The sequence below is a fragment of the Nonomuraea sp. 10N515B genome, assembly GCF_052245915.1.
Lineage (GTDB): Bacteria > Actinomycetota > Actinomycetes > Streptosporangiales > Streptosporangiaceae > Nonomuraea.
The window spans coordinates 41,678-68,510 of the sequence record NZ_JBQQBQ010000052.1; the positions used below are offsets into that span (position 1 = coordinate 41,678).

Here is a 26,833-nt window from a genome sequence, read left to right on the forward strand (position 1 = left end):
TGCGGTGAAGTCAGAGGCAAAGGCCCGGCCGGCGCCCCGCTCCAGGGGCCGCCGGCTGGGCGCGTTCGTTTTCCTTTCGCCCGGGCTGACCTACCTGGTGGTGTTGCTGCTGGCGCCGCTGGCGCTGGTGCTGAGCTACACGGTGTTCCAGCGCGGGCGCTTCGGCGGCGTCGTGTACGAGTTCACGATCGAGAACTTCACCCGCCTGATCGACCCGCTCTACCTGGGCGTGGTCGGCAACTCGCTGAAGATCGCCGGCCTGACGACGCTGATCGCGTTGCTCATCGGCTATCCGACGGCGTACGTGATCGCCCAGCTGCCGCCCAAGTGGAAGACGATCGCGCTGGTCGCCATCGTGCTGCCGTTCTGGACGAACTTCATCATCCGGGTCTACGCCTGGATCATGCTGCTCAGTGGCCCCGGGTTGGTCAACAGCGGGCTGAAGGCACTCGGGCTGGGGCCGTACGAGCTGCTCTACAACCAGGGCGCGATCGTCACCGGGCTGCTCTACTCCTACCTGCCGCTGATGGTGCTCCCGCTGTACTCGGCGATCGAGCGGCTCGACCCGCAACTGCGGGAGGCGTCGGCGAACCTCGGGGCTTCCGGGTTCACCACCTTCAGGAAGGTCACGCTGCCGCTCACGGTGCCGGGCGTGCTGACCGGGTGCCTGTTCGTGTTCGTGCCCAGCTTCGGCAACTTCGTCATCCCCGAGATTCTGGGCGGCAACAAGTCGATCATGGTGGGCAACCTCATCCGCGACCAGTTCCTGAAGGCGCGCGACTGGCCGTTCGGCTCGACGCTGGCGCTGGCGCTCATCGCGGTGCTGATCGTGCTGCTGATCGCGCAGGCATGGGCGGCCCGCCGTGCGTAGGTCAAAGCTCCTGTACGTCCCGTTCTGGGCCACGTACGTCTTCCTCTACCTGCCGATCGCCGTGCTGGTGGTCATGTCGTTCAACGCGGGCAGGTCGGCGTACACCTACGAGGGGTTCAGCCTCAAGTGGTACGGCGAGCTGGCCGCCGACGATCGGATCGCGACCGGCCTGGTCAACACGTTGATCGTGGCCACCGGCTCGACCGCGATCGCCACGGTGCTGGGTACGCTGCTGGCCGTCGGGCTGGCCAGATACACCAGGTCCAAGACCCTCGACGCGATCGCGCTGATGCCGGCCGTGCTGCCCGACCTCGTGCTGGCGATCGGGCTGCTGGTCTTCTACGGGATGATCCAGCTCACGCTGGGCCTGTATTCGGTGACGCTCGCGCACGCGCTCTTCTCCATGGCGTTCGTGGCGGCAGTGGTGCGGACCAGGCTCGCGGGCGCCGACGCCTCGCTGGAGGAGGCCTCGCGCGACCTGGGGGCCGGGCCGGTGGTCACGTTCATGCGGATCACGCTGCCGCAGCTGGCGCCCGGCATTGTCGCGGGCGCGCTGCTGGCGTTCACGTTGTCGCTGGACGAGTTCGTGATCGCCTTCTTCACGATCGGGAACGCCGAGCCGACGCTGCCGATCGTCATCTACTCCATGCTTCGTTTCGGGGTGACCCCGAAGATCAACGCGCTGGCCGCGATCCTGCTCCTGGTGAGCTTCACGGCGGTGATCGCCGGGCAGCGGATGACCAAGATCGGGGAGAAGTCACGTGCTCAAGATTGACGGCGTCAGCCGCGCGTTCGGGAACGTCACCGCGCTCGACGACGTCTCGCTCCAGATCGAGCAGGGCGAGTTCTTCGCCCTCCTGGGGCCCTCCGGGTGCGGCAAGACGACCCTGCTGCGCATCGTCGCCGGGTTCGAGACGCCGGACGCGGGCAAGGTGACGCTCGACGGGGACGACCTGCTGTCCAAGGCGCCCAACCGGCGGCCGATCAGCCTCATGTTCCAGTCGTATGCGCTGTTTCCGCACATGACCGTCGCCAAGAACGTGGCGTACGGACTGGAGCGCGAGCGGCTGCCCCGCCAGGAGATCAAGCAGCGTGTCGGCGAGGTGCTGGAGACGGTCGGCCTTTCCCAGCACGCGAACCGCAAGCCCGCTCAGCTGTCCGGCGGGCAGCGGCAGCGGGTGGCGCTGGCCCGCTCCATCGTCAAGCGGCCCCGCCTGCTGCTGCTCGACGAGCCCCTGTCGGCCCTGGACAAGAAGGTCCGCGCGGACATGCAACTGGAGCTCAAGCGGCTGCAGCACGAGGTCGGCATCACGTTCGTGGTCGTCACCCACGACCAGGAGGAGGCCATGTCGCTGGCCGACCGCATCGCGGTCTTCGACAGCGGCAAGGTGCGCCAGGTGGACGAGCCGGTCGCGCTCTACGAGCGGCCGCGCTCGCCGTTCGTGGCGGACTTCGTCGGCGCCAACAACCTCTTCCGCGGCGCCGCGAGCGGCATGGACGCGCTCAAGAGCGACGCGTTCGGCATGTTGCCCGGTGCGCCGCTCACGGAGCTCACAGCCGGCTCACCGGCTCTGCTGGCGGTACGCCCGGAAAAGGTCGAGCTCGCCGACGAGAGCGCGGTCAGGGGCCTGGCGGGCAGCGTCCTGGACGTCAGCTTCTACGGCGGCGTGTCGCACATCTCCGTGGACGTGCCGGGGCATCCCAAGCCGGTGCTGGTGGCCGTGCAGGGGGCGAGCTCGGTGCAGACGGGCGCCAAGGTCAAGGTGCGCTGGAACGCCCAGGACGCCGTGATCGTGGCGGTGGATCAATGAACCGATCAGAGTGCCAGGTCGTTGCCCGTGGCCGCACGGGCGTACGACAGGATCAGCTCCGCCGCCTCATCCGGTCCGATCACCGGGTGCCTCGCCGTGATGCGGTAACCGTACGCGTCCTCCAGGGCCACCAGGTTGCGCGCGATCGTCAGGGAGTCCGAGCTCAGCCGGAACACGCCGAGCGCGGCCCCCGTGTCCAGGATCGCCTGGTACATCGACACCTGGCGGTCGTAGAGCGAGGAGAGCAGGACGCCGTAGACCCAGTTGCGGCCCGCGGCCCCGCCCAGCTCGTTGAGCAGGCGCACGTCCGGGTCGAGCGGTCCGGTCGGCAACCCGGACCTGATCGTGACGACCAGCTTCTCGGCCGGGTCGGTGAAGTCGGCCAGCCGGCGCATCCGCTGCTCGTAGAAGCGTTCCATCCCCGCGTGCTGCGCCTCGACCAGCAGGTCACTGAGGTTGGGGTAGTGGTAGAGGACGGCTCCGGAGGTCAGCCCGGCCTCCTCGGCGACGTGCGAGAGCTGTACACCATCGATGCCGTGGCGGACGATGGCCTTGCGCGCGGCCTCGATCAAGTCGAGACGGCGGTCGCTCCGGCTCTTGCGCTTGGCCACCCCCACCACCTTCACGTCTTCGGTTACCGTTCAGTTAGCCGTGACCATAGTGCCCTTAACTTGACCTTCACGCTAGATACGTTTTTGAATTCTCCTTCAACTCGCTGAAGATCCCCCGGAGTGTCGATGTCTCTCACGATCCTGTTCATGCCGGAAAGCGCGTACGGCCCGACCAACAACTCCATCGGCATCGGCGACATCCTGCGCCGCCGCGGCCACCGCGTCGTCTTCGCCGCGGAGGCGTCGTGGAAGGGCAAGCTGGAGGCGCTCGGCTTCGAGGAAGACCTGGTCGACCTCGCGCCGCCGCCCGAGAACGCCGAGGAGCAGGACCCGGGGCAGTTCTGGAAGGACTTCATCCGCGAGACCGCGCCCGAATACCGCAAGAGCACGAAGGAGCAGCTCGAGACCGTCACCGCGCCCATCTGGGCCGAGCTGATCGACGGCGTGAAATACTGCGAGCCGCAGCTCAAGGCCATCATCGAGCGGGTGAACCCGGACATCATCGTCGAGGACAACGTGATCACGTTCCCGGCGCTGCTCACGGCGGGCAAGAAGTTCGTCCGCATCGTCTCCTGCAACCCGCTGGAGGTGCGCGGGGAGGACATCGCGCCGGTCTTCTCCGGCCTGCCCGCGGACGACCGCGCCGAGTGGGACGCCTTCCGCGCCGAGTACGACCGCACGCACCGCGAGCTGTGGAGCGCCTTCAACGAGTGGTGCGTCGAGCAGGGCACCGAGCCGCTGCCCGACCTCGACTTCATCCACCAGGGCGACCTGAACCTCTACGTCTATCCGGAGATCCTCGACTACACCGACGCCCGCCCGCTCGGCCCGGCCTGGCACCGGCTCGACTCCTCGGTCCGTGAGACGGACGAGGAGTTCACGCTGCCCTTCGAGCGTAACGAGGGCTCGCTGATCTACTTCTCGCTCGGCTCGCTCGGCTCCTCCGACGTGGAGCTCATGCAGCGGGTGGTCGACGTGCTGGCCACCACCTCGCACCAGTACATCGTCTCCAAGGGCCCGCTGCACGAGGAGATCAAGCTGGCCGACAACATGTGGGGCGCGGAGTTCCTCCCGCAGACCAAGATCATCCCGCAGTGCGACCTGGTCATCACCCACGGCGGCAACAACACGACCACCGAGGCGCTGCACTTCGGCAAGCCGATGATCCTGCTGCCGCTCTTCTGGGACCAGTACGACAACGCCCAGCGGGTCGATGAATTGGGCTATGGTGTCAGGCTTTCGACCTACGCCTTCACCGACGAGGAACTGACCGGGGCGATCGCGCGGCTGCTCGGCGACACCGAGCTGCGGGTGCGGCTCGCCGCCGCGGGCGAGGAGATCCGGCGTCGCGACGGCCTGCGCAAGGCCGCCGACCTGATCGAGCAGCTCGGCCAGTAAGGATTTGACCTTCCATGCGTGAATTGATCAACCCCGCCACTGGGCTCCCGTGTGCCGAAATTCCGGACACGCCGGTGGAGAGCGTGGCGTCGGCCGTACGGGCCGCGCGTGCCGCGTACGAGGAGTGGTCGCAGGCCACGCCCGCCGAGCGCGCGCGGCTGCTGCTACGGCTGGCCGACCTCGTGGAGGCCGACGCCGAGGAGCTGACCAGGCTCGAGGTCGAGGAGACCGGCAAGCCGGCGGCGGTGTTCAGGGACGGCGAACTACCGTTTGCCGTGGACAACCTGCGCTTCTTCGCCGGCGCCGCCCGCTCGCTCGACGGCTCGGGCGCCGGGGTGTTCAGCCCCGGCTACACCTCGGTCATGCTGCGCCGTCCCGTCGGGGTGGTGGGGTCGATCGCGCCGTGGAATTTCCCGTTCGTCATGGCGGTCTGGAAGGTCGGTCCGGCGGTGGCCGCGGGCAACGCGGTGGTGATCAAGCCGGCCCCGCAGACGCCGCGGACGACGTTGCGCCTCGCCGAGCTGTTCGCCAAGGCGGGCGCGCCCGAAGGTCTGGTCCAGGCGGTCACCGGCGACGCCGAGGCCGGCCAGGCGCTGGTCACCGACCCGGGCGTGGACATGGTCAGCGTCACGGGCTCCACGGAGACCGGCCGGGCCGTGATGTCCGGCGCCGCGGCCACGCTCAAGCGGGTGCACCTGGAGCTCGGCGGCAAGGCGCCGGCACTGGTCTTCGAGGACGCCGACGTGGCGGAGATGGCTCGCGGCGTGGCGATGGGGGCGACGTACAACACCGGGCAGGACTGCACGGCCGCGACCCGCGTCTACGTCGCCAAGGAGATCTACGGTGACGCGGTCGAGGCGCTTCGGGCAACACTTGCTGAAATTTCCGTCGGTGACCCCTGGGACCCGGCGACCGACATCGGCCCGTTGATCTCGGCCGCCCATCGGGAGCGGGTGCACGGGTTCGTCGCCCGCTCGGGCGGGCGGGTGCTGCACGGCGGCGTCCCGCTCGACGGGCCCGGTTTTTTCTACCCGCCCACACTTGTGACCGATGTCGCACAGGAAAGTGAGATCGTTCAAGGAGAGCTGTTCGGGCCGGTCCTGGTCGTGTTGCCGTTCGACGGCGAGGATGAGGCGGTCCGGCTGGCCAACGACACCAGGTACGGTTTGGCGTCATCGGTGTGGTCGCGCGACGTGTCCCGCGCGATGCGCGTCTCGCACCGGCTGGATGTGGGCGTGACCTGGGTGAACGACCATCTTCCCATCGCCAGCGAGGCGCCGCACGGCGGGGTGAAGGGCAGCGGGTTCGGCAAGGACATGAGCCAGGAGGCGGTGCTGGAGTATTCGGTGACGCGGCACCTGATGGTCAAGCACGCGGCACCGGCCGGACGAGACTCGTTCCGGCCCGCCTGAAATCACGTGCAGCACTATGTGCCTTGAAGTGCTGCTACGGGCACGTTTGATGGGATATGTTCGGTTGGCCGATCTGGTACGGGTTGTGTTCCAATTACCCAGCCGGACGTAATCCCATGCGCCCCACGCGTGACTGATTTCTTTCGAGCACGTACCGGTGAGAGGTTGCGAGAGTCAGTGAGGACGAAAGACCCCAGGCACACGCGGTCAGGGGAGTACACAGGCGGAAGGTTCCGGCTGGCTAACTGGCGTGTGCGCTCCAGGCTGGTCGCCCTCATCCTCATCCCGACGGTCGTGGGTGTGCTGCTCGCGGGTGTCCAGCTGGCCAACGCGATCGGGACCAGCGCCGAATACCGGCGCCTGACTCAGGTCGCCGAGCTGGTCCAGCGCATCGGCGCGCTCAACCACGAGCTCGGCAAGGAACGCACGCTCACCGCGTGGTACGTCGCCGACCGTGACAGGGCAGGGCGCTTCGTCCAGCTCAAGACCCAGCGCGAGGCCACGGACAAGATCAAGGCGCAGGTGCTGACCGCCGCGTCGAACATCGACGAGACGCACTCCACTCGTGTCCAAGAAGGGGTCGTGAGCCTGAAGCGCTGGCTCGACGGCCTCGACAGCTTGCGTGACTCCATGGTGGGCAACGTGCCTGCGCGCGCCGCCATCGGCACGTACAGCACCATGATCGGCATCTTCTCGTCGGTCCAGGACGGCCTGGGAGACGGCGTCAACGACGACCTCCTCCAGCGGGACGTGGCCGCGCTCGGCTCGCTGCAGGGCATGAAGGAGGAGGTCTCGCGCCAGCAGATCATCCTGATCGTCGCGCTCGTCGAGCGCGAGCTGGACAACGAGGCCCTCACCGACTTCCTGGGCTCCTGGAACCGGCAGCAGTCCGAGCAGGCGGCCTTCGAGCAAGTGGCCGATGCCGCGGACCTGCGGGCCTACCAGCAGGGTGTCAGAGGCCTGCAGATCGACCGCGCCGACGCCATGCGGCAGCGCGCACTGGCCCAGGTGCGCGAGTACAACCGGATCAGGGACCTCGACGTCACCACCGGCAGGGACCTGAACTTCTGGTACGACAGCACCACCCTGACCGCCAACGCCATGCGCAAGGTCGAGGACGCCCTGGCCACGAAGATCGTGACCACCACCAGCGACCTGAGCAACACCGAGCAGCGCAACGCGATCATCTCCGGTGCGATGATCCTCGTCCTGCTGCTGCTCGTCCTGATCATCACCACCCGTGTGGCCGGCTCGCTGGTCCGCCCGCTGCGGCGACTGCGGGCCGAGGCGCTCCAGGTGGCCACCACCCGGCTGCCCGAGACCGTCCGCGTCCTGCGCGAGCAGGGTGAGGGCGCGCACGTGCCCGAGGTGCCGTCGGTCGGCGTCAACACCCGCGACGAGATCGGTGAAGTGGCGCGGGCGTTCGACGAGGTCCACCGCGAGGCGATCCGGCTGGCCGGCGACGAGGCCAAGCTGCGCGCCAACGTCAACGCCATGTTCGTCAACCTCTCCCGCCGCAGCCAGACGCTCGTCGAGCGGCAGCTGCAGCTCATCGAGGGCCTGGAGCAGGGTGAAGAGGACGAGCAGCGGCTCGCGAACCTCTTCCGCCTCGACCACCTGGCCACGCGCATGCGCCGCAACAGTGAGAACCTCCTGGTCCTCGCCGGCCAGGAGGCCGCGCGCAAGTGGAGCGAGCCGGTGCCGCTGGTCGACATCGCCCGCGCCTCGCTGTCGGAGGTCGAGAACTACGAACGCGTCCAGATCCAGATCCCGTCCGGCACGCTGATCGTCGGCCCGGCCGTCACCGACGCCGTCCACCTGCTGGCCGAGCTGATCGAGAACGCGATCTCGTTCTCCCCGCGCGAGAGCAAGGTCGCCGTCACCAGCACCCCTGCCGAGGGCGGCGTGCTGGTCACCATCAACGACCTGGGCATCGGCATGAGCCAGGAGGAGCTGGCCGAGGCCAACTGGCGCCTGGCCAACCCGCCGGTGGTGGACGTGTCGGTGTCACGGCGCATGGGCCTGTTCGTGGTCGGCCGGCTGGCGCTGCGGCACGGCATCAGGGTCCAGCTCAGCATGCGGGAGACCGGTGGCCTGAGCGCGCTGGTCATGCTGCCCGACATGCTGATCACCAGCGCGTCCGGGGTGCCGCAGCAGGGCGGGCAGTACGAGGCGTTCACGTCGTTCGACCCGAGCATGTTCGGTCAGCCGTCGACGAACGGATCGGGACCGCGGCACTCGACGCCTTCCGCCGACCCGTCCTACCAAGTGGTGGACACGGAGTGGCCGGGCTCGGTGCCCGCGCCGGGGACCGGCGGCTGGCCGTCCTTCGGCGAGCAGCCTGCGGCGTTCGGTGAGCAGCCCGGGTTCGGCGGGCAGCAGCCTGCGGCGTTCGGTGAGCAGCCCGGGTTCGGCGGGCAGCAGCCTGCGGCGTTCGGTGAGCAGCCCGGGTTCGGCGGGCAGCAGCCTGCGTCGTTCGGTGAGTCGTCCTCGTTCGGCGAGCAGCAGCCTGCGGCGTTCGGAGACCAGCCGGCAGGTGGGATGCCCGGCGGGGCGCCGGGAGGCGTGGCCGACGAGCCACGCTGGCCGTCGTTCGCCGAGGAACCGCCGGTTGCCCGGCCGCAGGAGGAACAGCGCTGGTCCGAGGAGCCTCGCTGGCCGTCGTTCGCGGAGGAGGCGCCGCCCGCGCCCGCGCAGCCTCATTCGTTCGCGGAGAACCGGTGGCCGTCGTTCGCCGAGCAGCCACCGCCCCTGCCGGAGGAGGAGCCGCGCTGGCCCTCGTTCGCCACTGAGCCGCCGAAGGACCAGCAGGAGCCGGCCCCGTGGTCGTCCTTCGCCGACCCGATGCCGCGCAGGTCGATGTTCGAGTCGGAGGACTCGCCGCGGCCGCAGTACGGCGATGACTACCGCGCCCCGTTCGGTGAGCAGCCCAAGCCCGCCGACGGGTTCCAGCAGAATGGGCACGGCGACTACGATCCGTTCGGGCCCGGCCGCTACTCCTCCCAGGACATGACCGGCCCGCTGCCGGTCGTGCGCAACTCGCCCATGGAGGAGCACGGCGAGGAGTTCCTGCCGATCTTCTCGTCGGTCGGCTCCGACTGGTTCCGCCGGCCGGATCCCGAGCAGCTGAAGCCGCGCTCCGAGCCGCTGTTCCCGGCCGATCAGCACTCGCAGTCCGGGCCCTCGTTCGAGGAAGAGTCCGAGACCACCGCCGTGCACCCGGCCATCCCCTCCGACGCGCCCGCGTCTCCGGGGACGACGCCGCTGCCCCAGCGCAAGCCTGGCCAGTCCGGTGCAGGCGCGTCCTGGTCCTCGCCCGCGGACTCCGGCTTCCAGGCCGCGCAGGCGGCCGCCCAGCCCGCGCAGGGCGGCACCACGGCCTCGGGCCTGCCGCGCCGCGTCCCCAAGGCCAACCTGGTGCCCGGTACGGCCAGCCTCGCCGAGCCCCAGCCCACGTCGCCGGCGCCGCAGATCTCGCCAGAGCGACTGCGTAACCGGCTCTCCAGCTTCCAGCAGGGTGTCCGGCAAGGCCGAGCGTTCACCCGCGGTGAAGAAAATGAGGAGGACAAATGAGAGAGATGAGCCAGGGAGCGCGTGGCATTAGCTGGCTGATCACGGATTTCGTGAACAATGTGCCAGGCGTCGCGCACACGGTCGTGGTCTCGTCTGACGGCCTGCCACTGGCCTTCTCCGAGGGGTTTCCCAAGGACCGGGCCGATCAGCTCGCGGCGGTCGCCTCGGGCGTGATCAGCCTGACCCAGGGTGCCGCGCGGGTCTTCGAAGGCGGCATGGTGACGCAGACCGTCATCGAGATGCAGCGCGGGCTATTGATGATCATGTCCATCAGCGATGGATCCTGCTTGGCGGTCCTGGCCGCGCCCGACTGTGACATGGGCCTGGTGGCGTACCAGATGACCCTGCTGGTCGAGCGTGCGGGGCAGGTGCTGACTCCGGCCGTACGCGCTGAGTTGCAAGCGGCCCGCCCCCGCTAGCGCGGGGGTGTGTGAACGGAGATCATAGTGACAGGTCAGGGTTGGGCTGGTGATAGCACTCCGCCGCATCCGGCGGCTCCCCGTCCGCAGAAGCCGAGCTCCCTGGTACGGCCGTATGCCGTGACCGGGGGGCGCACGGCCCCGCGGATGAAGTTCGCCATGGAGGCACTGGTGTCCTCCGTGACGTCGGAATACCAAGACATTTCCCTACTGAGTCCGGAGTATCAGGCGATCATCCAACTGACCCGGAACGTCCGGTCGGTTGCTGAGATCTCCGCCCTTTTACGCCAGCCCCTTGGTGTGGTCCGGGTGCTGATCGCCGACATGGCGTCGGAGGGCCTGATCCGCGTGCACCAGCCTGCGCTGGACGCGGGAAAGCCGGACCTCAACTTGCTCGAAAGGGTGCTCAGTGGACTTCGCAGGCTCTAGCCCCGGCCTGACCTCGACGAAGATCGTCGTGGCCGGGGGTTTCGGCGTGGGCAAGACGACGTTCGTGGGTGCGGTGTCGGAGATCCTCCCGCTCACCACGGAGGCGGTCATGACGGACGCCTCCGCTCACGTCGATGACGTCTCGCTCACGCCGAACAAGACGACCACGACCGTCGCCATGGACTTCGGCCGCGTCTCGCTGGACCGTGAACTGATCCTTTACCTGTTCGGCACGCCTGGACAGCACCGGTTCTGGTTCATGTGGGACGACCTGGTCAAGGGCGCGATCGGCGCGGTCGTGCTGGTGGACACCCGCCGCCTGGCCGACAGCTTCCCGGCCATCGACTACTTCGAAGAGGCGAAACTGCCGTTCGTGATCGGTGTCAACGGCTGGGACGGCCAGTTCGCGCACGGCGAGGAGGATATCCGCGAGGCCATGTCGGTCGGCGGCCACATCCCCATCGTGCGCCTGGACGCCCGGCAACGAGAGTCCGTCAAGGCGACCTTGATCACGTTGGTGGAGCACGCCCTGACCCGCCACATGCACACGCCCGTATAGACGTCTCCCGGGTGCCGCCCGGTCGTAGGTTCCACGGCGGCACCCACGGGTTCACCAGCGCGGCAGCGGGTTCATGGGCGGGAGCGGCTTGTCGTACAGCCAGGCGGACAGCAGCGGTCCCACCGGCCGTGAGGCGTGCCGGTGGACGTGGGCGGCGAACCCCATGGTGGTGACGCTCCCGTGCCGCCGCTCCGCCGTCCAGGCGCGCAGGACCGCGAAGAAGACCTGGTCGCCCAGGGCCCGGCGCAACGCGTGCAGGGTCAGCGCGCCCCGCTTGTAGACGCGGTCGTCGAACAGCATGGCCGGGCCGGGGTCGGCCAGGACGAAGTCCTGGGGGAGCAGCGCGAGCCTGTGGTGCCAGCGCTGGGCGTGCTCGTCGGTGGAGGGGCTGCCGGACGCCTCCGACCAGAGCCACTCGGCGTAGGCGGCGAATCCCTCCTGCAGCCAGATGTCGCGCCAGCAGGCCACGGTGAGGCTGTTGCCGAACCACTGGTGCGCCAGCTCGTGCGCGATCAGGCGCTCGGACCCGCGCATGCCGTCGACATGGTTCCTGCCGAAGATCGACATGCCCTGGGCCTCGACCGGGATGTCCAGGTCGTCGTCGGCCACCACGACGGTGTAGCCGCTGAACGGATAGGGCCCGAACAGGTCGGTGAACAGCGCCATCATCTCGCCTTGCCGGCCGAAGTCCCGCCGCACGCGGGTGGCGAGGCGCGCCGGGTGGGCCAGCCGGGTTCCGGCGACCTCGGCGAGCTGGTAGCGCCCGATCTGCACGCTCGCCAGGTAGCTCGCCATGGGCTCGCTCTGGTCGTAGATCCACGTCGTGCTCCCGGCCGTGCGGCGCCGCGCGACCAGCACGCCGTTCGCGATCGCCTGGTACGGCGACGCGGTGGTCACAGAGATGCGGTAGGACGCCTTGTCGCCGGGCCGGTCGTTGCACGGGAACCAGGAAGGCGCGCCGATCGGCTGGCCGGCCACGAGCGCGCCGTCGGTCAGCTCCTCCCAGCCGAGGCCGCCCCAGGGGCTCGGCACCGGCACGGGGCTGCCGGAGTAACGCACCTCGACCTCGGCACGCGCTTCCGCCGGCAACGGACGCGGCAAGGTCACGCGCAGTTTGCCCTTGCCGGGCGAATATCGGGCCGAGCCGCCGTCCACCGTGACGCTCGCCACCCGGAACTTGCCGAGATCCAGGTCGAGGGTGGTAAGGGGCTCGGCGGCGGACACCGTCAGCCGGGCCGTGCCGTCGAGCCGGTTGGCCGGGACCCGGTACTTCAGCGTCAGGTCGTAGTGCGTGACGCCGTACCGGTGGTCGCCGTGCCCTGGGAAATACGACGTCATCGCCACGCCGAGATGGGGTTGCCGAACCACCTGGCCCGGCTCGGCACGGTCTCACCGCGCATGACCAGCGAGGCGGGACCGATCGTGGTGTCGGCGCCCACCCGCGCGGCCGGCAGCACCACGCCGTGCGGTCCCAGCGTCGCGCCGGCCTCGAGCGTCACCGTGTCCATGCTCATGACCCGGTCATGGAAGAGATGCGTCTGCAGGACGCAGCCCCGGTTGACGCAGGCCCCGTCGCCAAGGGTCACCAGATCCGCCTCGGGAAGCCAGTACGTGTCACAGGTGACTCCATGTCCGATCCGTGCCCCAAGTGAGCGCAGCCACACGTTCAGCGGCGCAGTGCCCAGCCACGGCTGCGCGAACCAGGGCGCCGCCAGCACCTCGATGAAGTTGTCCGCCAGCTCGTTACGCCACACGAACGAACTCCACAGCGGCTGGTTCCCACTCCGGATCCGGCCGACCAGCGCCCACTTGGCGGCCGTCGCGACCGCTGCCGCGACCACCCCGGCGGCCAGCATGACGACACCGGCCAGGGCGGCCGTCACGGCGAAGCCGTACCGGGCCGCGAGCCCTTCGAAGGCGGCGGCGACCAGGACGGCGAGCGCGACCGCGCACATCGCGGGCACCACGCGGAACCCCTCGACGAGGGCCCTGGCGGCCTTGAACCGCGCGGGCGGGTCGTAGGTCCGGCTCCGGTCGGCCTCTTCGGCGGTGCGGCGCAGCTCGATGGGCGGCATGCCCACGTACGACGAGCCGGATTTGGCCTTCTTCGGCGCCGCCGACAGCACCCCGACCAGGCCGTCCTTGGGCACCTTGCGCCCCGGTGCGGTCATCCCCGAATTGCCGAGGAAGGCGCGCTTGCCGATGCGCGCGGAGGCGATGCGCATCCAGCCGCCGTCCAGCTCGTACGGGGCGAGCATCGTGTCGTCCGCCAGGAAGGCGCCGTCGCCGACCGACGTCATCGTCGGCAGGGCGAGGACCGTGGACAGCTCGACGCCGCGGCCCACCTTCATGCCGAGGGCCCGCAGCCACGCGGGGGTGAGGACGCTCGCGTACAACGGGAAGAGCCAGACGCGTGCCGCGGCCATCAGCCGTCCCGTCGCCCAGGCCTGCCACGCCTGGCGGCTGTGCACCGGGTGGTTCCCCGGACGCAGGCGCAGCCCGAGCAGCCGCACGCTGACCAGCGTGACCAGGGCGAAGGCCGCCATGCCGGTGATCGTCGCCAGCGGCACGCCGGCCAGGGCGGAGGCGAGGGCCTCGCCGAGCGTGCCCGCGTCCCCGGCGAACGCGGCCAGAACCGCGAGGCCGGCTCCGGCAGCGACCGCCGGAAGCAGGCTGAGCGCGATGGCGGTCAGGCCGTACAACGTCGCCCAGAAGCGGGACCGGACGGCTCGCTCTCCTGGTTTGCGTGACTTGCCCTGCCGGAACGCCGGCGCGCCGGCCCAGAGCTCGCCTGCGGGCACGGTGCCGGCGACCGCCGATCCCGGCGCGATCCTGGAGTTCTTCCCGATCTTCGCACCGGGCAGCAGCGTCGAGCGGGAGCCGACGGTGGCGCCCGCGCCGATCCGGATCTCGCCGATGTGCAGCAGGTCGCCGTCGTACCAGTGGCCGCTGAGGTCGACCTCCTGCTCGACCGACGCGCCCCGGCCCAGCCTGAGCAGTCCTGTGACGGGCGGAGGCGAGTGCAGATCGGACTCCGCGCCGACCTTGGCGCCGAGCATCCGGGCGTACCACGTCATCCAGGGGGCGCTGGCCAGGTCGGGGACGCCGAGTCTGGCCGCGAACTGCTCGGCGAACCACAGTCTCAGATGCACGCCGCCACCGCGTGGGTGGCTGCCCGGCCGTACGCCGCGCAGCAACAGCCGGGCCAGCCCTGCGGACAGGCCCATCCGCCCCATGGGGGCGACGAACGCCAGCGCGCCCAGTGCTACCCACCACCAGGACAGAGCCGGTGCCCACGGTGGCGCGAGCAGGTTGTTGAGCGCCGCCAGCAGCACGACCCAGCGCATCGCGCCGGCCGTGAGCAGCGGAACCATGAGCAACGACTGCACGAGAGCGGCCCGCCGGGGCATGGGCGACACGGGCGGCCGCGCCGGCTCGCGCTCGCCTCTCGCGATCAGGAGCCGCGCCAGCCCGGCGAGCGTCGGCTGTGCGTACATGTCGCCCACCGCCACATCCGGATAGTCGGGGCGCAGCACGGACACCAGCCGGGCCGCGGCCAGGCTGGTGCCGCCGTCGGCGAAGAAGTCCGCATCCGGTCCTTCCGGCGCGACGCCGAGGATGCCGGTCCACCGCTCCGCGAGCAGCGCCTCGGCCGGGCTCCACGCGGCCGCGGCCGCGGGCGCGGACGGCTCAGCCAGCGGCCAGGGCAGCGCGTCACGATCGATCTTGCCGGAGGTCCTCGTCGGGAGCGAGTCGACCGGCGCCAGGCGCGGCACCAGGGCGGCGGGGAGCGAGCCGGCGAGCAGCTCGCGCGCCTCACTTGCGTCGAAGCCGGGTCCGGTGACGACATACCCCACGAGCACCTGGTGGCCGCCGCCCGCGGTGCGGACCGCGGCGGCCGCGCCGGTGACGCCCGGCAACGCTTGCAACGCGGCGTCCACCTCGCCCAGCTCGATCCTGCGCCCGCCGAGCTTCACCTGGTCGTCGGCCCGGCCGACGAAGACGAGGCCCTCGGGCTCGGCCCGGACGAGATCACCGCTGCGGTAGGCGCGTTCCCAGCCCAGCGACGGCAGCGGCGCGTACTTCTCGGCGTCTTTCACCGGGTCCAGGTAACGGGCCAGCCCCACGCCCCCGATGACGAGTTCGCCGGTCTCACCCATGGCCACCGGCTCACCCGAGTCGCCGATCACCGCCAGGTCCCACCCGTCGAGGGGCAGTCCGATGCGCACGGGACCCTCGCCGGTGAGCCGCGCGGCGGACGCCACCACCGTCGCCTCGGTGGGCCCGTAGGTGTTCCACACCTCCCGCCCCGGTACGGCGAGCCGCTCGGCCAGCTCGGGCGGGCATGCCTCGCCGCCGAAGATGAGCAGCCGGATCCCGGCGAGGTGCTCGACGGGCCAGAGCGCGGCCAGCGTCGGCACGGTCGAGACCGCCGTCACGCGCTGGGCGGCCAGCCAGGGGCCCAGGTCCATCCCGGTGCGTACGAGGGCTCGCGGCGCGGGCACGAGGCAGGCGCCGTGCCGCCAGGCCAGCCACATCTCCTCGCACGAGGCGTCGAAGGCCACGGAGAGCCCGGCCAGCACCCGGTCGCCGGGGCCCAGCGGCCGCTCCGGCAGGAAGAGTCCCGCTTCGGCGTCGGCGAAAGCGGCCGCGGACCGGTGCGTCACCGCGACCCCCTTCGGCCTGCCGGTGGACCCGGACGTGAAGATGATCCACGCGTCGTCGTCCGGGAGCGGCGCCTCCGCAGCCCTCCCCGCGCCCTCGGACAGTGGCGCAGCGGTCTCCGCGCCCTCGGACAGTGGCGCAGCGGTTCCCGCGCCGCCGTGCATCGTCAGCTTGCCGGAGAGGACGGCGTCGACCCCGGCCTCGGCGAAGACCAGTTCGGCGCGCTCGTCCGGGTCGTCGGCGTCGACGGGCACGTACGCGGCGCCGACCGCGAGCACGGCGAGGATGGAGACGTACAACTCGGCGGTTCCCGAGGCGATGCGCACGCCGACTCTGGCGCCGCCGCCGACCCCGGCGTCCGCGAGCTCGGCCGCGACCCGGTCCACCTCGGCACGCAACGAGCGGTAGTCGAGGCGCACGGTGCCGTCGTCCAGAGCGGGCGCCTCCGGATGACGGCGCGTCGTCTCGTCGAGGATGTCGAGCAACGTGCGCGGTGGCGGCGCGAGCATGCCGGCGGGGTAGACGGCGGACGCGGTCCTAGGGCGTAAATCGGCCGAGTGACGAGACAATGCTGCTCCCTGAGTCAGGCGGTCGGTGGCGCCTGCCCAGGAGGCATCTGCCGCGCATCCACATCATCCGCCACTTCCGTGGCGATCGCGCCACCCCCGTGCCCAACGACCGCTATATCCGCTGCTATTCCGCGACCTGCGCCGGACTGGCGTTCCACGGGCCGCGTCACATTCCTCCCTCGCCGCGGGTCAGCGCAGTAGAGGTCCACGAAAGGGAGGAAGACATCATGTCACCGATTCTGGTCACCGGCGGGACGGGCACGCTGGGGCGCCTGGTGGTGCCGCTGCTGCGGAAGGCCGGTTGCGAGGTAAGGGTGCTCAGCCGGGGCGGCCACGGGCCCGAGAACGGTATCGAGTACGTGACCGGCGACATGTCCACCGGTGAGGGGCTGCAGGCCGCGGTGGACGGCGTCGAGACGATCGTGCACTGCGCGGGAAGCGCCAAGGGCGATGAGGTCAAGGCCCGCAACCTGGTGCAGGCGGCGTCGCGGGCGGGCGCCCCGCATGTGGTGTACATCTCAGTCGTCGGCGCCGACCGGGTCCCGGTCGTCAGCGGCATCGACCGCGCCATGTTCGGCTACTTCGCGGCCAAGCGGGAAGCCGAGCAGGTCATCGCCGCGTCCGGACTGCCGTGGACCACCCTGCGCGCCACCCAGTTCCACGACTGGGTCTGGACGACGCTGGGGACGATGGCCAAGCTGCCGGTGCTGATGACGTGGGGCGGTGCCAGGTTCCAGCCGGTCGACGCAGGCGAGGTGGCGGCCCGGCTGGTCGAGCTCGCCCTGGACGAGCCCGCCGGGCTCGTGCCCGACATCGCCGGGCCGCGCGTGTACAGGATGGAGGAGCTGGCCCGCGACTACGTGAAGGCCACCGGCAAACGCCGGCTGATCCTGCCGGTCCGGAGCCCGGGCAAGGCCGCGGCCGCGTTCCGAGCTGGCGCCAACCTTGCCCCGGACCACGCCGTCGGCCGCCGGACCTGGGAGGACTTCCTGGCCGAGCAGAAGCGCCGAGGCCGCTAGGAGGGGACCGGCACTGCGGGGAGCAGTAGAGGCGCGGCCGCGGTGCGGAGCTCGTCGCTGAACGGCGCCGGCCGGAAGGTGGCGGGATCCAGGTTGACGTTGACGCGATAGCCCTCCGCGTGCACCACCGAGCGGTCCGCCGACAGCACACGGAAGCCGTACACCCCGCTCGTACGGCCAAGACGATCGATCCAGAAGTGCACCAGCGGCTCGCCCACCCCCGCGATAGGCACGTTGTAGGTCACCTTGAACTCCCGCACGGCCAGGAACACGTCCTTGAACGCCGACGCGGCGGCGTCGGGGGCCCAGCCGAGCCGGTGCCAATAGGCGCTGATCGCCCGCTCGACCAGCAAGGCATACCGGGAGTTGTGCAGCAGGCCCATCGCGTCGAGGTCATCGAAATGCACCTGGACAGGCTCACAAACGCCGTGTTCCATCATGTCAATCCTCCGGGAGCAGCTCAGGGTGAGGGGAGAGGGTGCGCAGCCGCTGGAGCACGGCACGGCGGGCATGAGCGAGAACGGCCGGCCCGTCGAGCAGCCGGGAATGGATGATGACCATTTCGCCGAGTGCGTCGATCTCGTAGGCGAGCTGGGCCGGATCCACGCTCTCGGCCAGCTCGCCCAGCTCGACGGCGCCGGCCACCAGTCGCCTGATGAACTCCTGCCACTCGCGCATGGCCCGCGCGAGGCGGTCGTGAACGGCTCCGGGCCGGTCGTCGAACTCGGCCTGCACGGCGAAGAAGAAACACCCGCCGGGCAGCACGCCGTCGCCGTAGAACGCCAGCCGCGCCTCGTGCAGCGCGAACAGGCGCCGCACGCCCGCGGGGGCGCGCAGGGCGGGCCCGACCACCTGCTCGGTCCATTGGCGGGTGGCCCATTCCACCGCATCAAGCTGCAGTTGCTCCTTGTCGCGCCAGTGCGCGAAAAGTCCGGACTTGCTGATGCCGGTCGTCGTCGCCAGCCGCCCCAAGGAGAGCCCGGCCAGGCCTTCGACGGAGGCCAGCCCCACCGCCTGCTGGAGGATCGTCTCGCGGCTGCGCATCCCCCGTAGCAGCCGGCCGTCTTGTGTCATGCGGCCCAGACTATATGAACGACCGATCGGTCGTAAAGTTGAGCCGGGAATGCCGGGCCGTACACCCGCGTTGAGGCGGGCAGATGTAATTGAATATTCAACAGCCAGGAGGGATTATGCCCGCCATCACCGCCGACACCCTGACGCTGCCGCGTGTCGCCGTCCCCGATCCGACCGCGGTCGCACGCCGCCCCGTGCGGTCCGTGACGACCGCGCCCAGCGGGTTCGAGGGCGAGGGCTTCCCGGTGCGGCGCGCCTTCGCCGGCGTGCCGCAGTCCACGCTGGACCCGTTCATTCACATGGACCAGATGGGCGAAGTCGAGTACGCCCCCGGCGAGCCCAAGGGCACCCCCTGGCACCCGCACCGCGGCTTCGAGACCGTCACCTACATCATGGACGGCATCTTCGAGCACCAGGACTCCAACGGCGGCGGTGGCACGATCACCGACGGCGACACGCAGTGGATGACCGCGGGGTCCGGGCTGCTGCACATCGAGAAGCCCCCGGAGCACCTGGTGGTGTCGGGCGGGCTGTTCCACGGCGTCCAGCTGTGGGTCAACCTGCCCCGTGCCCACAAGTTCCACCTGCCCCGCTACCAGGACATCCGCGGTCGCCAGACGGCGCTGCTCGCCTCGGCCGACGGCGGCGCGCTGCTGCGGGTGATCGCCGGTGAGCTGGATGGGCACGCTGGTCCCGGCGTCACGTTCACCCCGATCACGATGGTGCACGCGACCGTGACCCCCGGAGCGCGGCTGGAGCTGCCGTGGAACCCCGGCTTCAACGCGCTCGCGTACGTGCTGGCCGGGCAGGGCTACGCCGGGGACGAACGCCGGCCGGTACGCAAGGGACAACTGGCCGTCTTCGGCCAGGGCGGGGCGCTCACCGTCGCCGCCGACACCGCCCAGCCCCAGGCCGAGCCCAACCTGGAGGTGCTGCTGCTCGGCGGGCAGCCGATCCGGGAGCCGGTCGTGCACTACGGCCCCTTCGTGATGAACACCCGCGCCGAGATCGTTCAGGCGATGGAGGACTACCAGGCCGGCCGCCTGGGCGTCGTCCCCGCCGGACGCGTCCCGCACGCCGAGGGGCCCGTCCCCGGAAAGGAGTGACATGGTGATCGAGAACCTGGCCGAGGAGTACGAGCGCGGCCGCCTGTTCTTCGCCGCGGAGGACTACATCGGGGCCGCTCGCATCCTGGCCGGGGTGGTCGAGGCGGCCCCGGAGAACCTGGCGAGCCGGCTGCTGCTGGCCCGTGCCTACTACCACTCGGCCCAGCTCGGCCGGGCCGAGGCCGAGCTCCGGCTGATCCTGGAGCGCGACCCGGCCGAGGGGTACGCCTGCCTGCTGCTCGGCCGTACGCTGCAGCGCCAGAACAGGCCGAAGGACGCGGAGCCGTACCTGCGGCTCCATGCCGCGATGACCGGAGAGTGACCCGCCTAGACGCGCTGCAGCAGGAGGGAGACGAAGCCGAGCACGCCACGGTAACCGGTGAGCCACATGTCACGGTGCTGTCTCATGGCGGCCATGGCCTGCTCGCCGTCGGGGCCGGGGTTGGCGGCGGCCCAGCGGGCCAGGGTGCCGGTCCACGACAGCTCGTACTCGTCCCATTCGGCCAGGTCGCTCACATGGCCGTAGACGGTCAGCCAGCCGCCGGACTCGGCCGCCGCGATCGTGCCCGCCAGGTCCGGGAACGTGCCGATGGCCTCGGCGAGGGCGGGATCGGGAGTGCGCTCCCAGAATCCCTCGCCGACCAGCGCCAGCCCGCCCGGGCGGACGAAGCGGGACACGGCGTCCATGGTCTCCTTCAGCCCGCCGAAGGCGTGGGTGGAGCCTACACAGAGCACCAGGTCGTACGGGTCGGTGGCGGGGAAGTCCGCGGCGGGCGTCAGATGCAGTGACAGCCGGTCGGTCAGGCCACGGGCGGCGGCGGCGCGTTCGGCGGCGGAAATGGCGTGAGGAGAGAGGTCCACGCCGTCGGCGACGGCCGATGGGACGAGCTCAAGCGCCCGCAGCGACCACGCGGCCTCGCCGCAGCCGAGGTCGAGGATGCGGGCGCCGTCCGGCAGCTCCGCCCGGCGCAGCAACCGGTCGAGGTTGTCGTGCGTGATGGGGGTGGCGATCGGATGGTCGCGGTGAGCGATGGCGCTGATCAGCTGTCGGTCCATGCCGTCCATCATCTCGGCGCCGGCAACACGTTTTCCGCGCTCACCTCTGGCGTTCGAGGAGGAGGCGGGCCGTGGTGGCCATGGCCTCGTCCACCATCTCGCCCTCGAACCGCACCGCCCCCGTCCCGCTCGCCTGCGCCGCCTCCACGGCCGCCACCAGCCGGGCGCAGCGGTCCAGTTCCTCAGGGCCGGGGGAGAAGACCTCGTTGATCGCGCGCACGTGGGAGGGATGGATCGCCATCATGCCCTCGTAGCCGAGAGCGCGGTTCTGCTCGGCGAAGGCGCGCAGGCCGTCGAGGTCGGAGACGCGGGTCCACAGTCCGGCCACGGGGTTGGGCGTGCCGGCGGCGCGGACGTCCAGGAGCACGCGCGAGCGTAGGCCCAGCGTCTCGACGCCGGCCGGGCTCCAGCGGTAGCCGACGGCGCGCTCGACGTCGCCGCCTGGCGCGGTGACGGCGCCCAGGTACGCGACCCGCCCGGCAGCCCGGCCGACCTCGTATGCCTTCCGCAGGCCGCGGGCCGTCTCCAGCAGCGGCACCAGTGCGATGTGACCGGCGGGCAGGCCGCGCTCGCGTTCGCACCAGCCGAGCAGCCGGTCCGCCAGCCGCACGTCGTCAGGGCCGCTCACCTTGGGCAGCACGACTCCCGCGAGCCGCTCGTGCGCGATCGCCCGCAGCTCCTCGGCCGCCGGCCAGCCGTCCAGTGCGTTGACGCGGACGAGCAGGGCCATGGGGCCGGTCGAGTCTGCCACCGCCTCGGCCACCTTCCTGAGGGCCTCGGCCTTGGCGGCGGGCGGGACGGCGTCCTCCAGGTCGAGGATCGCCGCGTCGGCGCCGGCGGCCTGCGCCTTGGCCAGCCAGTCCGTCCTGGTGCCGGGGACGAAGAGCAGGGAACGCAGCGGGAGCCGGTTAGATGACACCGCGCTTCTCCAGGTCGGCCAGCTCGTCCTCGCTCAGCCCCAGCCAGTCGCCGTATACGAGCTTGTTGTCCTGCCCGAGCGCCGGCCCGGTACGCCAGACCCGCCCCGGCCGACGGCGGAAATGCGGGATCACGCCCTGCATGCGGACGGGGCCGAGGTCGGCGTCGTCGATGGTGATGATGTCGCCGCGCTCGGCGTAGATAGGGTCGGCGGCGATGTCGGCGGCGGTGAACACCTGGGAGGCCACCACCTCGGCCGCGGCGAACGACTCCAGGCACTCGGTGGTCCCGCGTCCGGCCACCCACTCCCGCAGGCCCGCGTCCAGCCGCTCCCGCCCGGCGTGCTGCTGCTCGGCGGTGGCGAACTCCTCCTCCGGCAGACCGAGCAGCCGCGCCACGTTGCGTACCGAGCGGAGAGTCGCCGACGTCACCGTGATCCAGTCGCCGTCGCCCGAACGATAGGTGTTGATCACCGCGGCCGGCGCCACGGCGAGCTGGTTGCCGGCCCGCTCCGGCACGACGCCGAGCTGGTCGTGCGCGATGACCTGCCATTCGATCAGCCGGAACAGCGGCTCGAAGAGCGCCAGGTCGATCCACTCGCCGTCGAAGTCCGCGTCGGTTGCGCGCCGGTGCAGGGCGGCGAGCACGGCGTACGCGCCCATCAGCCCGGTGACGGCGTCGCCGTGGGAGAAACCGGTGTGCACGGGCGGCCCGCCGGGGAACCCGGTCAGGTGCACCACCCCGCTCCTGGCCTCGCCCATCTTGCCGAAGCCCGGATCGTTCGCGCGGGAGGACGTGGCGCCGAATCCGGAGATCTGCAGCAGGATGCATCGAGGGTTGATCCGGTGCACCGCCTGCCAGTCGAGCTCCCACGCGCGCAGCCGCCCGGCGCGCAGGGTGACGATCACGACGTCCGCCCAGGTGACCAGCCGGTGGGCGACCTCACGACCGGTCGCGTCGTGCAGGTCGAGGGTGACCGATCGTTTGTTGCGGCCGGCGACCTTGAACCACAGCGGCACGCCGTCCCTGGCCGGCCCCATGGCGCGGGCCGCGTCACCGGATCCGGGGGCCTCGACGTGCACGACGTCCGCGCCCTGGTCGGCGAGCATGGAACCGGCCATCGGACCGGCCACCACGTGCGCGAACTCCACCACCTTCAGCCCGCGTAGCTGACCCTCACCTGTGCTTGTCACCCGCGCGCTCCTTCGCCTCCCGATCGCGGTTGCGGTCGTTTCATCCTGCCGAGACGGTGAAATGCGTGTCCAGCACAAGAAATCCATCAATCAATGCGATTTACGCATCAATCGGCGCGATGGTTCCACGTGACCCCGGTGGGCAGGGTCCGCTGCTCCCGCCGGAAACTGTCGAGCAGGTCGAGGAACGCGCTCGTGGCCAGCGGCAACGTACGGCGGGCACGGACCACGACGTCCAGGCGGCGATCCACGGCAGGCTCGGCGAGCGGCCGGTAGACCAGGGGACCGGCGGCGCCCATGAGCGGCAGCACGAGGGCGGGCATCGCCGACACGCCGAGCCCCGCGGTGACCAGGCCGCCCACCGTCGCCACGCTGCCCGCCTCGGCCGCGAGTGTCGCCGTCGTACCGGCCTGGGCGAAGGCCGAGTCGGTGAGCCGGCGCACGCTCGACTCCGGCCCCACGGCCAGGAACGGCTCGCGCGCCAGCTCCTCCCAGGTCACCCGCTCCCGGTCGGCGAGCGGATGGTGCTCGGGCAGCACCGCGTGGAAGCGGTCCTTGATCAGCGGGCGGTGGTCGAGCTGCTCGGACGTGGCGCCGACCGTGGAGATCGCGAAGTCCGCGTCCCCCGACAACACCCGGCCAAGCACCACCTGCTCCAAGCCGTCCATGATGCGCAGCGACACCAGCGGCCGCCGCTGCCGGAACTCCGAGATCACCTGGGGCAGCAGCACTGCGGCGAGGGATGGCAGCGTGGCCACGGCGACCACGCCGGACTCGCCGAGCAGGTACCGCTCCAGCTCCTTCATGCCCGACCGGTGCGCGGTCACGATCTGCTCGGCCACACGGAGCGTCTCCGCGCCCGCGGCGGTCAACTGCACATTCCGGGTGTCGCGTGCCAGCAGCTGGGCGCCGAGCAGTCGCTCCAGCTCGGCCACCGCGCGGCTGAGCGACGACTGGGAGACGTGCAGCTCGGCCGCCGCCGCGGTGAAGCTCGCCGCCCTGGCCACGGCGGCGTACGCGGCCAGGAGTCGCAGGTTCGCCTCCATGCCGCGAGCATAGACGCAACTATTGCGCAGAATGCATGGATAAATGTTGCTTTGATGCTGGACCTGCGAATTCGTCGCTCGGAAACTCTTCCGTAACACTCCGGCACGTAACCCCCCGCGAGCCGGGCAAGGACGAGAAGGCGAGCGACCACCATGCTGGCAGCCCTGGGATTCACCACGATCGCACTGTTCCTGCTGCTCACCATGACCAAGCGGGTGTCGGTCCTGATCGCCCTGGTCCTGATACCCGTGCTGGCCGCCCTGGCCGGCGGCTTCGGCGGCGAGCTGGGCAAGCTGATCCTCGACGGGCTGACCAAGGTCGCGCCGACCGGCATCATGATCGCGTTCGCGGTCCTGTACTTCAGCCTGATGATCGACGCTGGTCTCTTCGACCCGCTCATCCGCGGCGTCCTGCGCGTGGCCAAGGGCGATCCGCTACGCATCGCCGTCGGGACGGCCGTGCTCACCATGTGCGTGGCACTGGACGGGGACGGCGCCTCGACGTTCCTCATCACGGTCTCCGCCCTGCTGCCGGTCTACCGGCGGCTCGGCATGAGCCCGCTCGTGCTGACCGGCGTGGTCTGCCTCGGCGCCGGCGTCATGAACATGATCCCCTGGGGCGGCCCCACGGCCCGGGCCATGGCGGCGTTGAAGCTGGACAGCTCGCAGGTGTTCACGCCGGTCCTGCCCGCGATGGCGGCGGGGATTCTGTGGGTGCTGGTGGCGGCGTACCTGATCGGGCTCAGGGAACGCCGCCGGCTCGGCAAGGTGACCCTCGAAGAGCAGCCCGAGCCGGAGCGGGTGGCCGGAGAAGGGCCCGGCACGTTGCGGGCCCCAGAGCCCACCCGGCCCGCGCTCCTCGTCTTCAACCTGCTGCTCACCGTCGCCCTGCTGGCCGGGCTGGTGCTGGAGGTCATGCCGCTGCCGGTGTTGTTCGTGGTCGGGTTCGCGATCGCGCTGCTGGTCAACCACCCGAGCTGGGAGCGGCAGCAGGAGCTGCTGGAACGGCACGGCAAGAGCGTCGTCCTGGTCACCACGATGATCTTCGCGGCGGGCGTGTTCACCGGCGTCCTCACCGGAACCAAGATGATCAGCGAGATGGCGGGCGCGTTCGTCCAGGTCATTCCCGATGCGCTCGGCGGGCACCTGCCCGTTCTGGTGGCGCTCACCGGCATGCCGCTGAGCCTGGTGTTCACCCCGGACGCGTACTACTTCGGCGTCCTGCCGGTGCTGGCCGAGACCGCGAGCGGCCTCGGCGGCGCGCCCGCCGAGGTGGCCCGCGCCGCCATCCTCGGCCAGATGACCACCGGGTTCCCGCTCAGCCCGCTCACCGCTTCCACGTTCATCCTGGTCGGGATGAGCGGCGTGCAACTGGGGGAGCACCAGCGCTTCATCTTCGGCTGGGCCTTCGCCACCACGCTCGTCATGACCGTCGTCGCCCTGCTGACCGGCGCCTTCCCCCTCTGAGGAACCCATGAAGAAGACCCTGCTCGCCACGTCGGCCGCCCTGATCTTGGCCTGCACCTTGATCCCGGCCGCGCACGCCGAGGCCACGCTGCCCGCCGACCCGTTCTTCGCCTACGACCGCCCCGCCGAGTACGGCGTCCACACCGCGAGCATCACCGTGCCGCTGCGCGACGGCAGCCACCTGGTCTGCGACCTCCACCGGCCCGGCGCCCCCGACGGCACGCCCGCCCCCGGACGCTTCCCCGGCATCGTCTACGACTACAACGCCTACGACCAGCTGGAAGCGCAGGGCCGGGCCGCCGCGTACTTCGTCGAGCGGGGATACGCGGCGGCGATCTGCAACGCCCGCGGCTCAGGCGAGTCCCCAGGCCACCTCGACCCGTTCAGCGCTCAGGAGCAGCGCGACAACTACGACCTCATCGAGTGGCTGGCCGCCCAGCCGTGGTCCACCGGCCGCATCGGGCAGACCGGCGTCAGCTACGGCGGCCACTCGTCCCTGCTCGTCGCCGTCAACAAGCCGCCCCACCTGGCCGCCATCATTCCCGTGGACGGCATCAGCGACTGGTACGAGAACACGATCTACCGCGGTGGCATCTACTCGGCCAGGATCCGCGACTGGCAGCGCGCCGTCGCCCCGGACACCCTGACCACGTACGCGCAACATCCGCTCTACGACGACTTCTGGCGCGAGCGTAGCGTCAAGTCCCGCTACGTGGACCTCGACGTCCCGGTCCTGGAGATCGCCGGGTGGTACGACCGCTACCGCGGCGGCATGGTGGAGAACTTCCAGGCCCGCCCGCACAACGTGTGGCTGGTGGCGGGCCCGTGGGTGCACGGCTGGCCGGCGGGGCAGCCCGCCGACATCGGCAACGGGGCGTACCTCGCCTGGTGGGACCGCTGGCTGGCACGACGGCCCGGCGCGCCCCTGCCCGCTGCCAAGGTGACCTCCTACGAGGCGCCCGGAACGGGCTGGCGGCAGTTCACGACCTGGCCGCCTTCCGGGACCCGGCGGGTACGGCTCGGCCTCGGCGCGGACCGCGTCCTGTCACCCGATCCCGGAGCGGCGGCGACCCGGACGTTCGAGGTCAACACCCAGCCGGTCGCGGGCGGGCCCGGGCAGCGGCTGGCGTTCCAGACCGGGCCGCTCCCGCGTGACCTGGTGCTGGCCGGTGACGTCCAGGCGAGCGTACAGGCCTCGTTCACCGCCGCCGACGGCAACATCGCGGTCGTGGTGGAGGACGTCGCCCCTGACGGCACGGCCACGCGCATCACCCAGGGCTGGCTGAAGGCGAGTCATAGGCACGGCCACGAGCGGGCGGTCCCCGTGCGCCCGGGCAAGGTGTACGACCTCGACCTCCGCACCTGGCCCACCCACTACCGGGTGCCCGCCGGGCACACCATCCGGGTCACGGTGTCCAGCGACGACTACCCGGAGATCGACTCCGACGCCCCCGCCGGCCGGGTGGCACTGCGGCTCGGCCACGGCGGCTCGGCGGTCACTCTGACGACCCGCTAGAAGGCTTAGCCGCCCGGAGGCGGTCATGGTGAGCCGGAGTTTGTTCGAATGAGCTCGAACGGGCTGGTTTAGGCGGGGTTTAGGCGGCGAGGCCTGCCTGTTGGGCGAGGTCGTCGATCGC

General features: G+C 70.7%; 23 protein-coding genes. 14 read left to right on the plus strand and 9 right to left on the minus strand.

Features of this window, described 5'->3' with window-relative positions:
* The first annotated feature begins 4 nt into the window (after positions 1 to 4).
* From ACTWQA_RS45200 to ACTWQA_RS45210, 3 genes are read left to right on the plus strand one after another with little or no spacing between them, the layout of a single operon-like run.
* Positions 5 to 871, plus strand: coding sequence for an ABC transporter permease (locus ACTWQA_RS45200; protein WP_443165029.1), 867 nt, complete (start codon positions 5 to 7; stop codon positions 869 to 871).
* A complete protein-coding gene (locus ACTWQA_RS45205; RefSeq protein ID WP_443165030.1) occupies positions 864 to 1,646 on the plus strand; it encodes an ABC transporter permease in 783 nt (260 codons plus the stop codon). The genes ACTWQA_RS45200 and ACTWQA_RS45205 overlap by 8 nt, the downstream gene beginning before the upstream one ends.
* Positions 1,633 to 2,682, plus strand: a complete 1,050-nt coding sequence (locus ACTWQA_RS45210; RefSeq protein ID WP_443165031.1) for an ABC transporter ATP-binding protein — start codon at positions 1,633 to 1,635, stop codon at positions 2,680 to 2,682. Before ACTWQA_RS45205 ends, ACTWQA_RS45210 begins: the two co-directional genes overlap by 14 nt.
* A 5-nt stretch (positions 2,683 to 2,687) precedes the next feature.
* On the opposite strand, the gene ACTWQA_RS45215 is transcribed toward ACTWQA_RS45210, so the two are convergent.
* Positions 2,688 to 3,293, minus strand: coding sequence for a TetR/AcrR family transcriptional regulator (locus ACTWQA_RS45215; RefSeq protein ID WP_305918248.1), 606 nt, complete (start codon positions 3,291 to 3,293; stop codon positions 2,688 to 2,690).
* Positions 3,294 to 3,419: 126 nt separating this feature from the next.
* Here ACTWQA_RS45215 and ACTWQA_RS45220 point away from each other — a divergent pair, with 126 nt between their 5' ends.
* From ACTWQA_RS45220 to ACTWQA_RS45245, 6 genes are all read left to right on the plus strand, one after another.
* Positions 3,420 to 4,691 carry a glycosyltransferase gene (locus ACTWQA_RS45220; protein ID WP_443165032.1) on the plus strand — a complete coding sequence of 424 codons (1,272 nt, stop codon included), beginning with the start codon at positions 3,420 to 3,422 and terminating at the stop codon, positions 4,689 to 4,691.
* A 14-nt stretch (positions 4,692 to 4,705) separates the two neighbouring features.
* Positions 4,706 to 6,103 (plus strand): aminobutyraldehyde dehydrogenase, encoded by a 1,398-nt coding sequence (locus ACTWQA_RS45225; protein WP_443165033.1) that lies wholly within the window; start codon positions 4,706 to 4,708, stop codon positions 6,101 to 6,103.
* 252 nt (positions 6,104 to 6,355) lie between these two features.
* On the plus strand, positions 6,356 to 9,676 hold the full coding sequence (locus ACTWQA_RS45230; RefSeq protein ID WP_443165034.1) for a nitrate- and nitrite sensing domain-containing protein: 3,321 nt from the start codon (positions 6,356 to 6,358) through the stop codon (positions 9,674 to 9,676).
* A complete protein-coding gene (locus ACTWQA_RS45235; RefSeq protein WP_090935862.1) occupies positions 9,673 to 10,095 on the plus strand; it encodes a roadblock/LC7 domain-containing protein in 423 nt (140 codons plus the stop codon). Before ACTWQA_RS45230 ends, ACTWQA_RS45235 begins: the two co-directional genes overlap by 4 nt.
* A gap of 102 nt (positions 10,096 to 10,197) precedes the next feature.
* A complete protein-coding gene (locus ACTWQA_RS45240) occupies positions 10,198 to 10,524 on the plus strand; it encodes a DUF742 domain-containing protein (RefSeq protein ID WP_049565056.1) in 327 nt (108 codons plus the stop codon).
* Positions 10,505 to 11,083, plus strand: coding sequence for a GTP-binding protein (locus ACTWQA_RS45245; RefSeq protein ID WP_305918244.1), 579 nt, complete (start codon positions 10,505 to 10,507; stop codon positions 11,081 to 11,083). Before ACTWQA_RS45240 ends, ACTWQA_RS45245 begins: the two co-directional genes overlap by 20 nt.
* 51 nt (positions 11,084 to 11,134) lie before the next feature.
* On the opposite strand, the gene ACTWQA_RS45250 is transcribed toward ACTWQA_RS45245, so the two are convergent.
* Together ACTWQA_RS45250 and ACTWQA_RS45255 are read right to left on the minus strand one after the other, a co-directional pair.
* Positions 11,135 to 12,421: a M1 family metallopeptidase gene (locus ACTWQA_RS45250; protein WP_443165048.1), complete on the minus strand. Its 1,287-nt coding sequence runs from the start codon at positions 12,419 to 12,421 to the stop codon at positions 11,135 to 11,137.
* Entirely contained in the window at positions 12,418 to 16,257 is a 3,840-nt protein-coding gene (locus ACTWQA_RS45255; RefSeq protein WP_443165035.1) for a Pls/PosA family non-ribosomal peptide synthetase, read from the minus strand. The genes ACTWQA_RS45250 and ACTWQA_RS45255 overlap by 4 nt, the downstream gene beginning before the upstream one ends.
* A gap of 287 nt (positions 16,258 to 16,544) precedes the next feature.
* On the opposite strand from ACTWQA_RS45255, the gene ACTWQA_RS45260 reads away from it, so the two are divergent.
* Positions 16,545 to 17,336, plus strand: coding sequence for an SDR family oxidoreductase (locus tag ACTWQA_RS45260; RefSeq protein ID WP_443165036.1), 792 nt, complete (start codon positions 16,545 to 16,547; stop codon positions 17,334 to 17,336).
* On the opposite strand, the gene ACTWQA_RS45265 is transcribed toward ACTWQA_RS45260, so the two are convergent.
* Together ACTWQA_RS45265 and ACTWQA_RS45270 are read right to left on the minus strand one after the other, a co-directional pair.
* Positions 17,333 to 17,743, minus strand: a complete 411-nt coding sequence (locus ACTWQA_RS45265; RefSeq protein ID WP_443165037.1) for an acyl-CoA thioesterase — start codon at positions 17,741 to 17,743, stop codon at positions 17,333 to 17,335. The genes ACTWQA_RS45260 and ACTWQA_RS45265 overlap by 4 nt on opposite strands.
* A 34-nt stretch (positions 17,744 to 17,777) precedes the next feature.
* Positions 17,778 to 18,410, minus strand: coding sequence for a TetR/AcrR family transcriptional regulator (locus tag ACTWQA_RS45270; protein ID WP_443165038.1), 633 nt, complete (start codon positions 18,408 to 18,410; stop codon positions 17,778 to 17,780).
* A gap of 116 nt (positions 18,411 to 18,526) precedes the next feature.
* On the opposite strand from ACTWQA_RS45270, the gene ACTWQA_RS45275 reads away from it, so the two are divergent.
* Both ACTWQA_RS45275 and ACTWQA_RS45280 read left to right on the plus strand, forming a co-directional pair.
* Positions 18,527 to 19,516 carry a pirin family protein gene (locus ACTWQA_RS45275; protein ID WP_443165039.1) on the plus strand — a complete coding sequence of 330 codons (990 nt, stop codon included), beginning with the start codon at positions 18,527 to 18,529 and terminating at the stop codon, positions 19,514 to 19,516.
* A 1-nt stretch (position 19,517) separates the two neighbouring features.
* Positions 19,518 to 19,838, plus strand: coding sequence for a tetratricopeptide repeat protein (locus tag ACTWQA_RS45280; RefSeq protein WP_443165040.1), 321 nt, complete (start codon positions 19,518 to 19,520; stop codon positions 19,836 to 19,838).
* A 5-nt stretch (positions 19,839 to 19,843) separates the two neighbouring features.
* Here the strand turns inward: ACTWQA_RS45280 and ACTWQA_RS45285 are convergent, their stop codons facing one another.
* From ACTWQA_RS45285 to ACTWQA_RS45300, 4 genes are all read right to left on the minus strand, one after another.
* Positions 19,844 to 20,572, minus strand: coding sequence for an SAM-dependent methyltransferase (locus ACTWQA_RS45285; protein WP_443165041.1), 729 nt, complete (start codon positions 20,570 to 20,572; stop codon positions 19,844 to 19,846).
* Between the two features lie 40 nt (positions 20,573 to 20,612).
* Positions 20,613 to 21,491, minus strand: coding sequence for an HpcH/HpaI aldolase/citrate lyase family protein (locus ACTWQA_RS45290; protein WP_443165042.1), 879 nt, complete (start codon positions 21,489 to 21,491; stop codon positions 20,613 to 20,615).
* Positions 21,481 to 22,683, minus strand: a complete 1,203-nt coding sequence (locus tag ACTWQA_RS45295) for a CaiB/BaiF CoA transferase family protein (RefSeq protein WP_443165043.1) — start codon at positions 22,681 to 22,683, stop codon at positions 21,481 to 21,483. The genes ACTWQA_RS45290 and ACTWQA_RS45295 overlap by 11 nt, the downstream gene beginning before the upstream one ends.
* Before the next feature lie 107 nt (positions 22,684 to 22,790).
* Complete coding sequence (locus ACTWQA_RS45300) at positions 22,791 to 23,729, minus strand: LysR family transcriptional regulator (RefSeq protein WP_443165044.1); 939 nt, start codon at positions 23,727 to 23,729, stop codon at positions 22,791 to 22,793.
* A gap of 153 nt (positions 23,730 to 23,882) precedes the next feature.
* On the opposite strand from ACTWQA_RS45300, the gene ACTWQA_RS45305 reads away from it, so the two are divergent.
* On the plus strand, positions 23,883 to 25,196 hold the full coding sequence (locus ACTWQA_RS45305) for a CitMHS family transporter (RefSeq protein ID WP_443165045.1): 1,314 nt from the start codon (positions 23,883 to 23,885) through the stop codon (positions 25,194 to 25,196).
* 7 nt (positions 25,197 to 25,203) lie between these two features.
* The gene (locus tag ACTWQA_RS45310) at positions 25,204 to 26,712 is read left to right on the plus strand and encodes a CocE/NonD family hydrolase (protein ID WP_443165046.1); all 1,509 of its coding nucleotides are present in this window, start codon (positions 25,204 to 25,206) and stop codon (positions 26,710 to 26,712) included.
* The last annotated feature ends 121 nt before the right edge of the window (positions 26,713 to 26,833 follow it).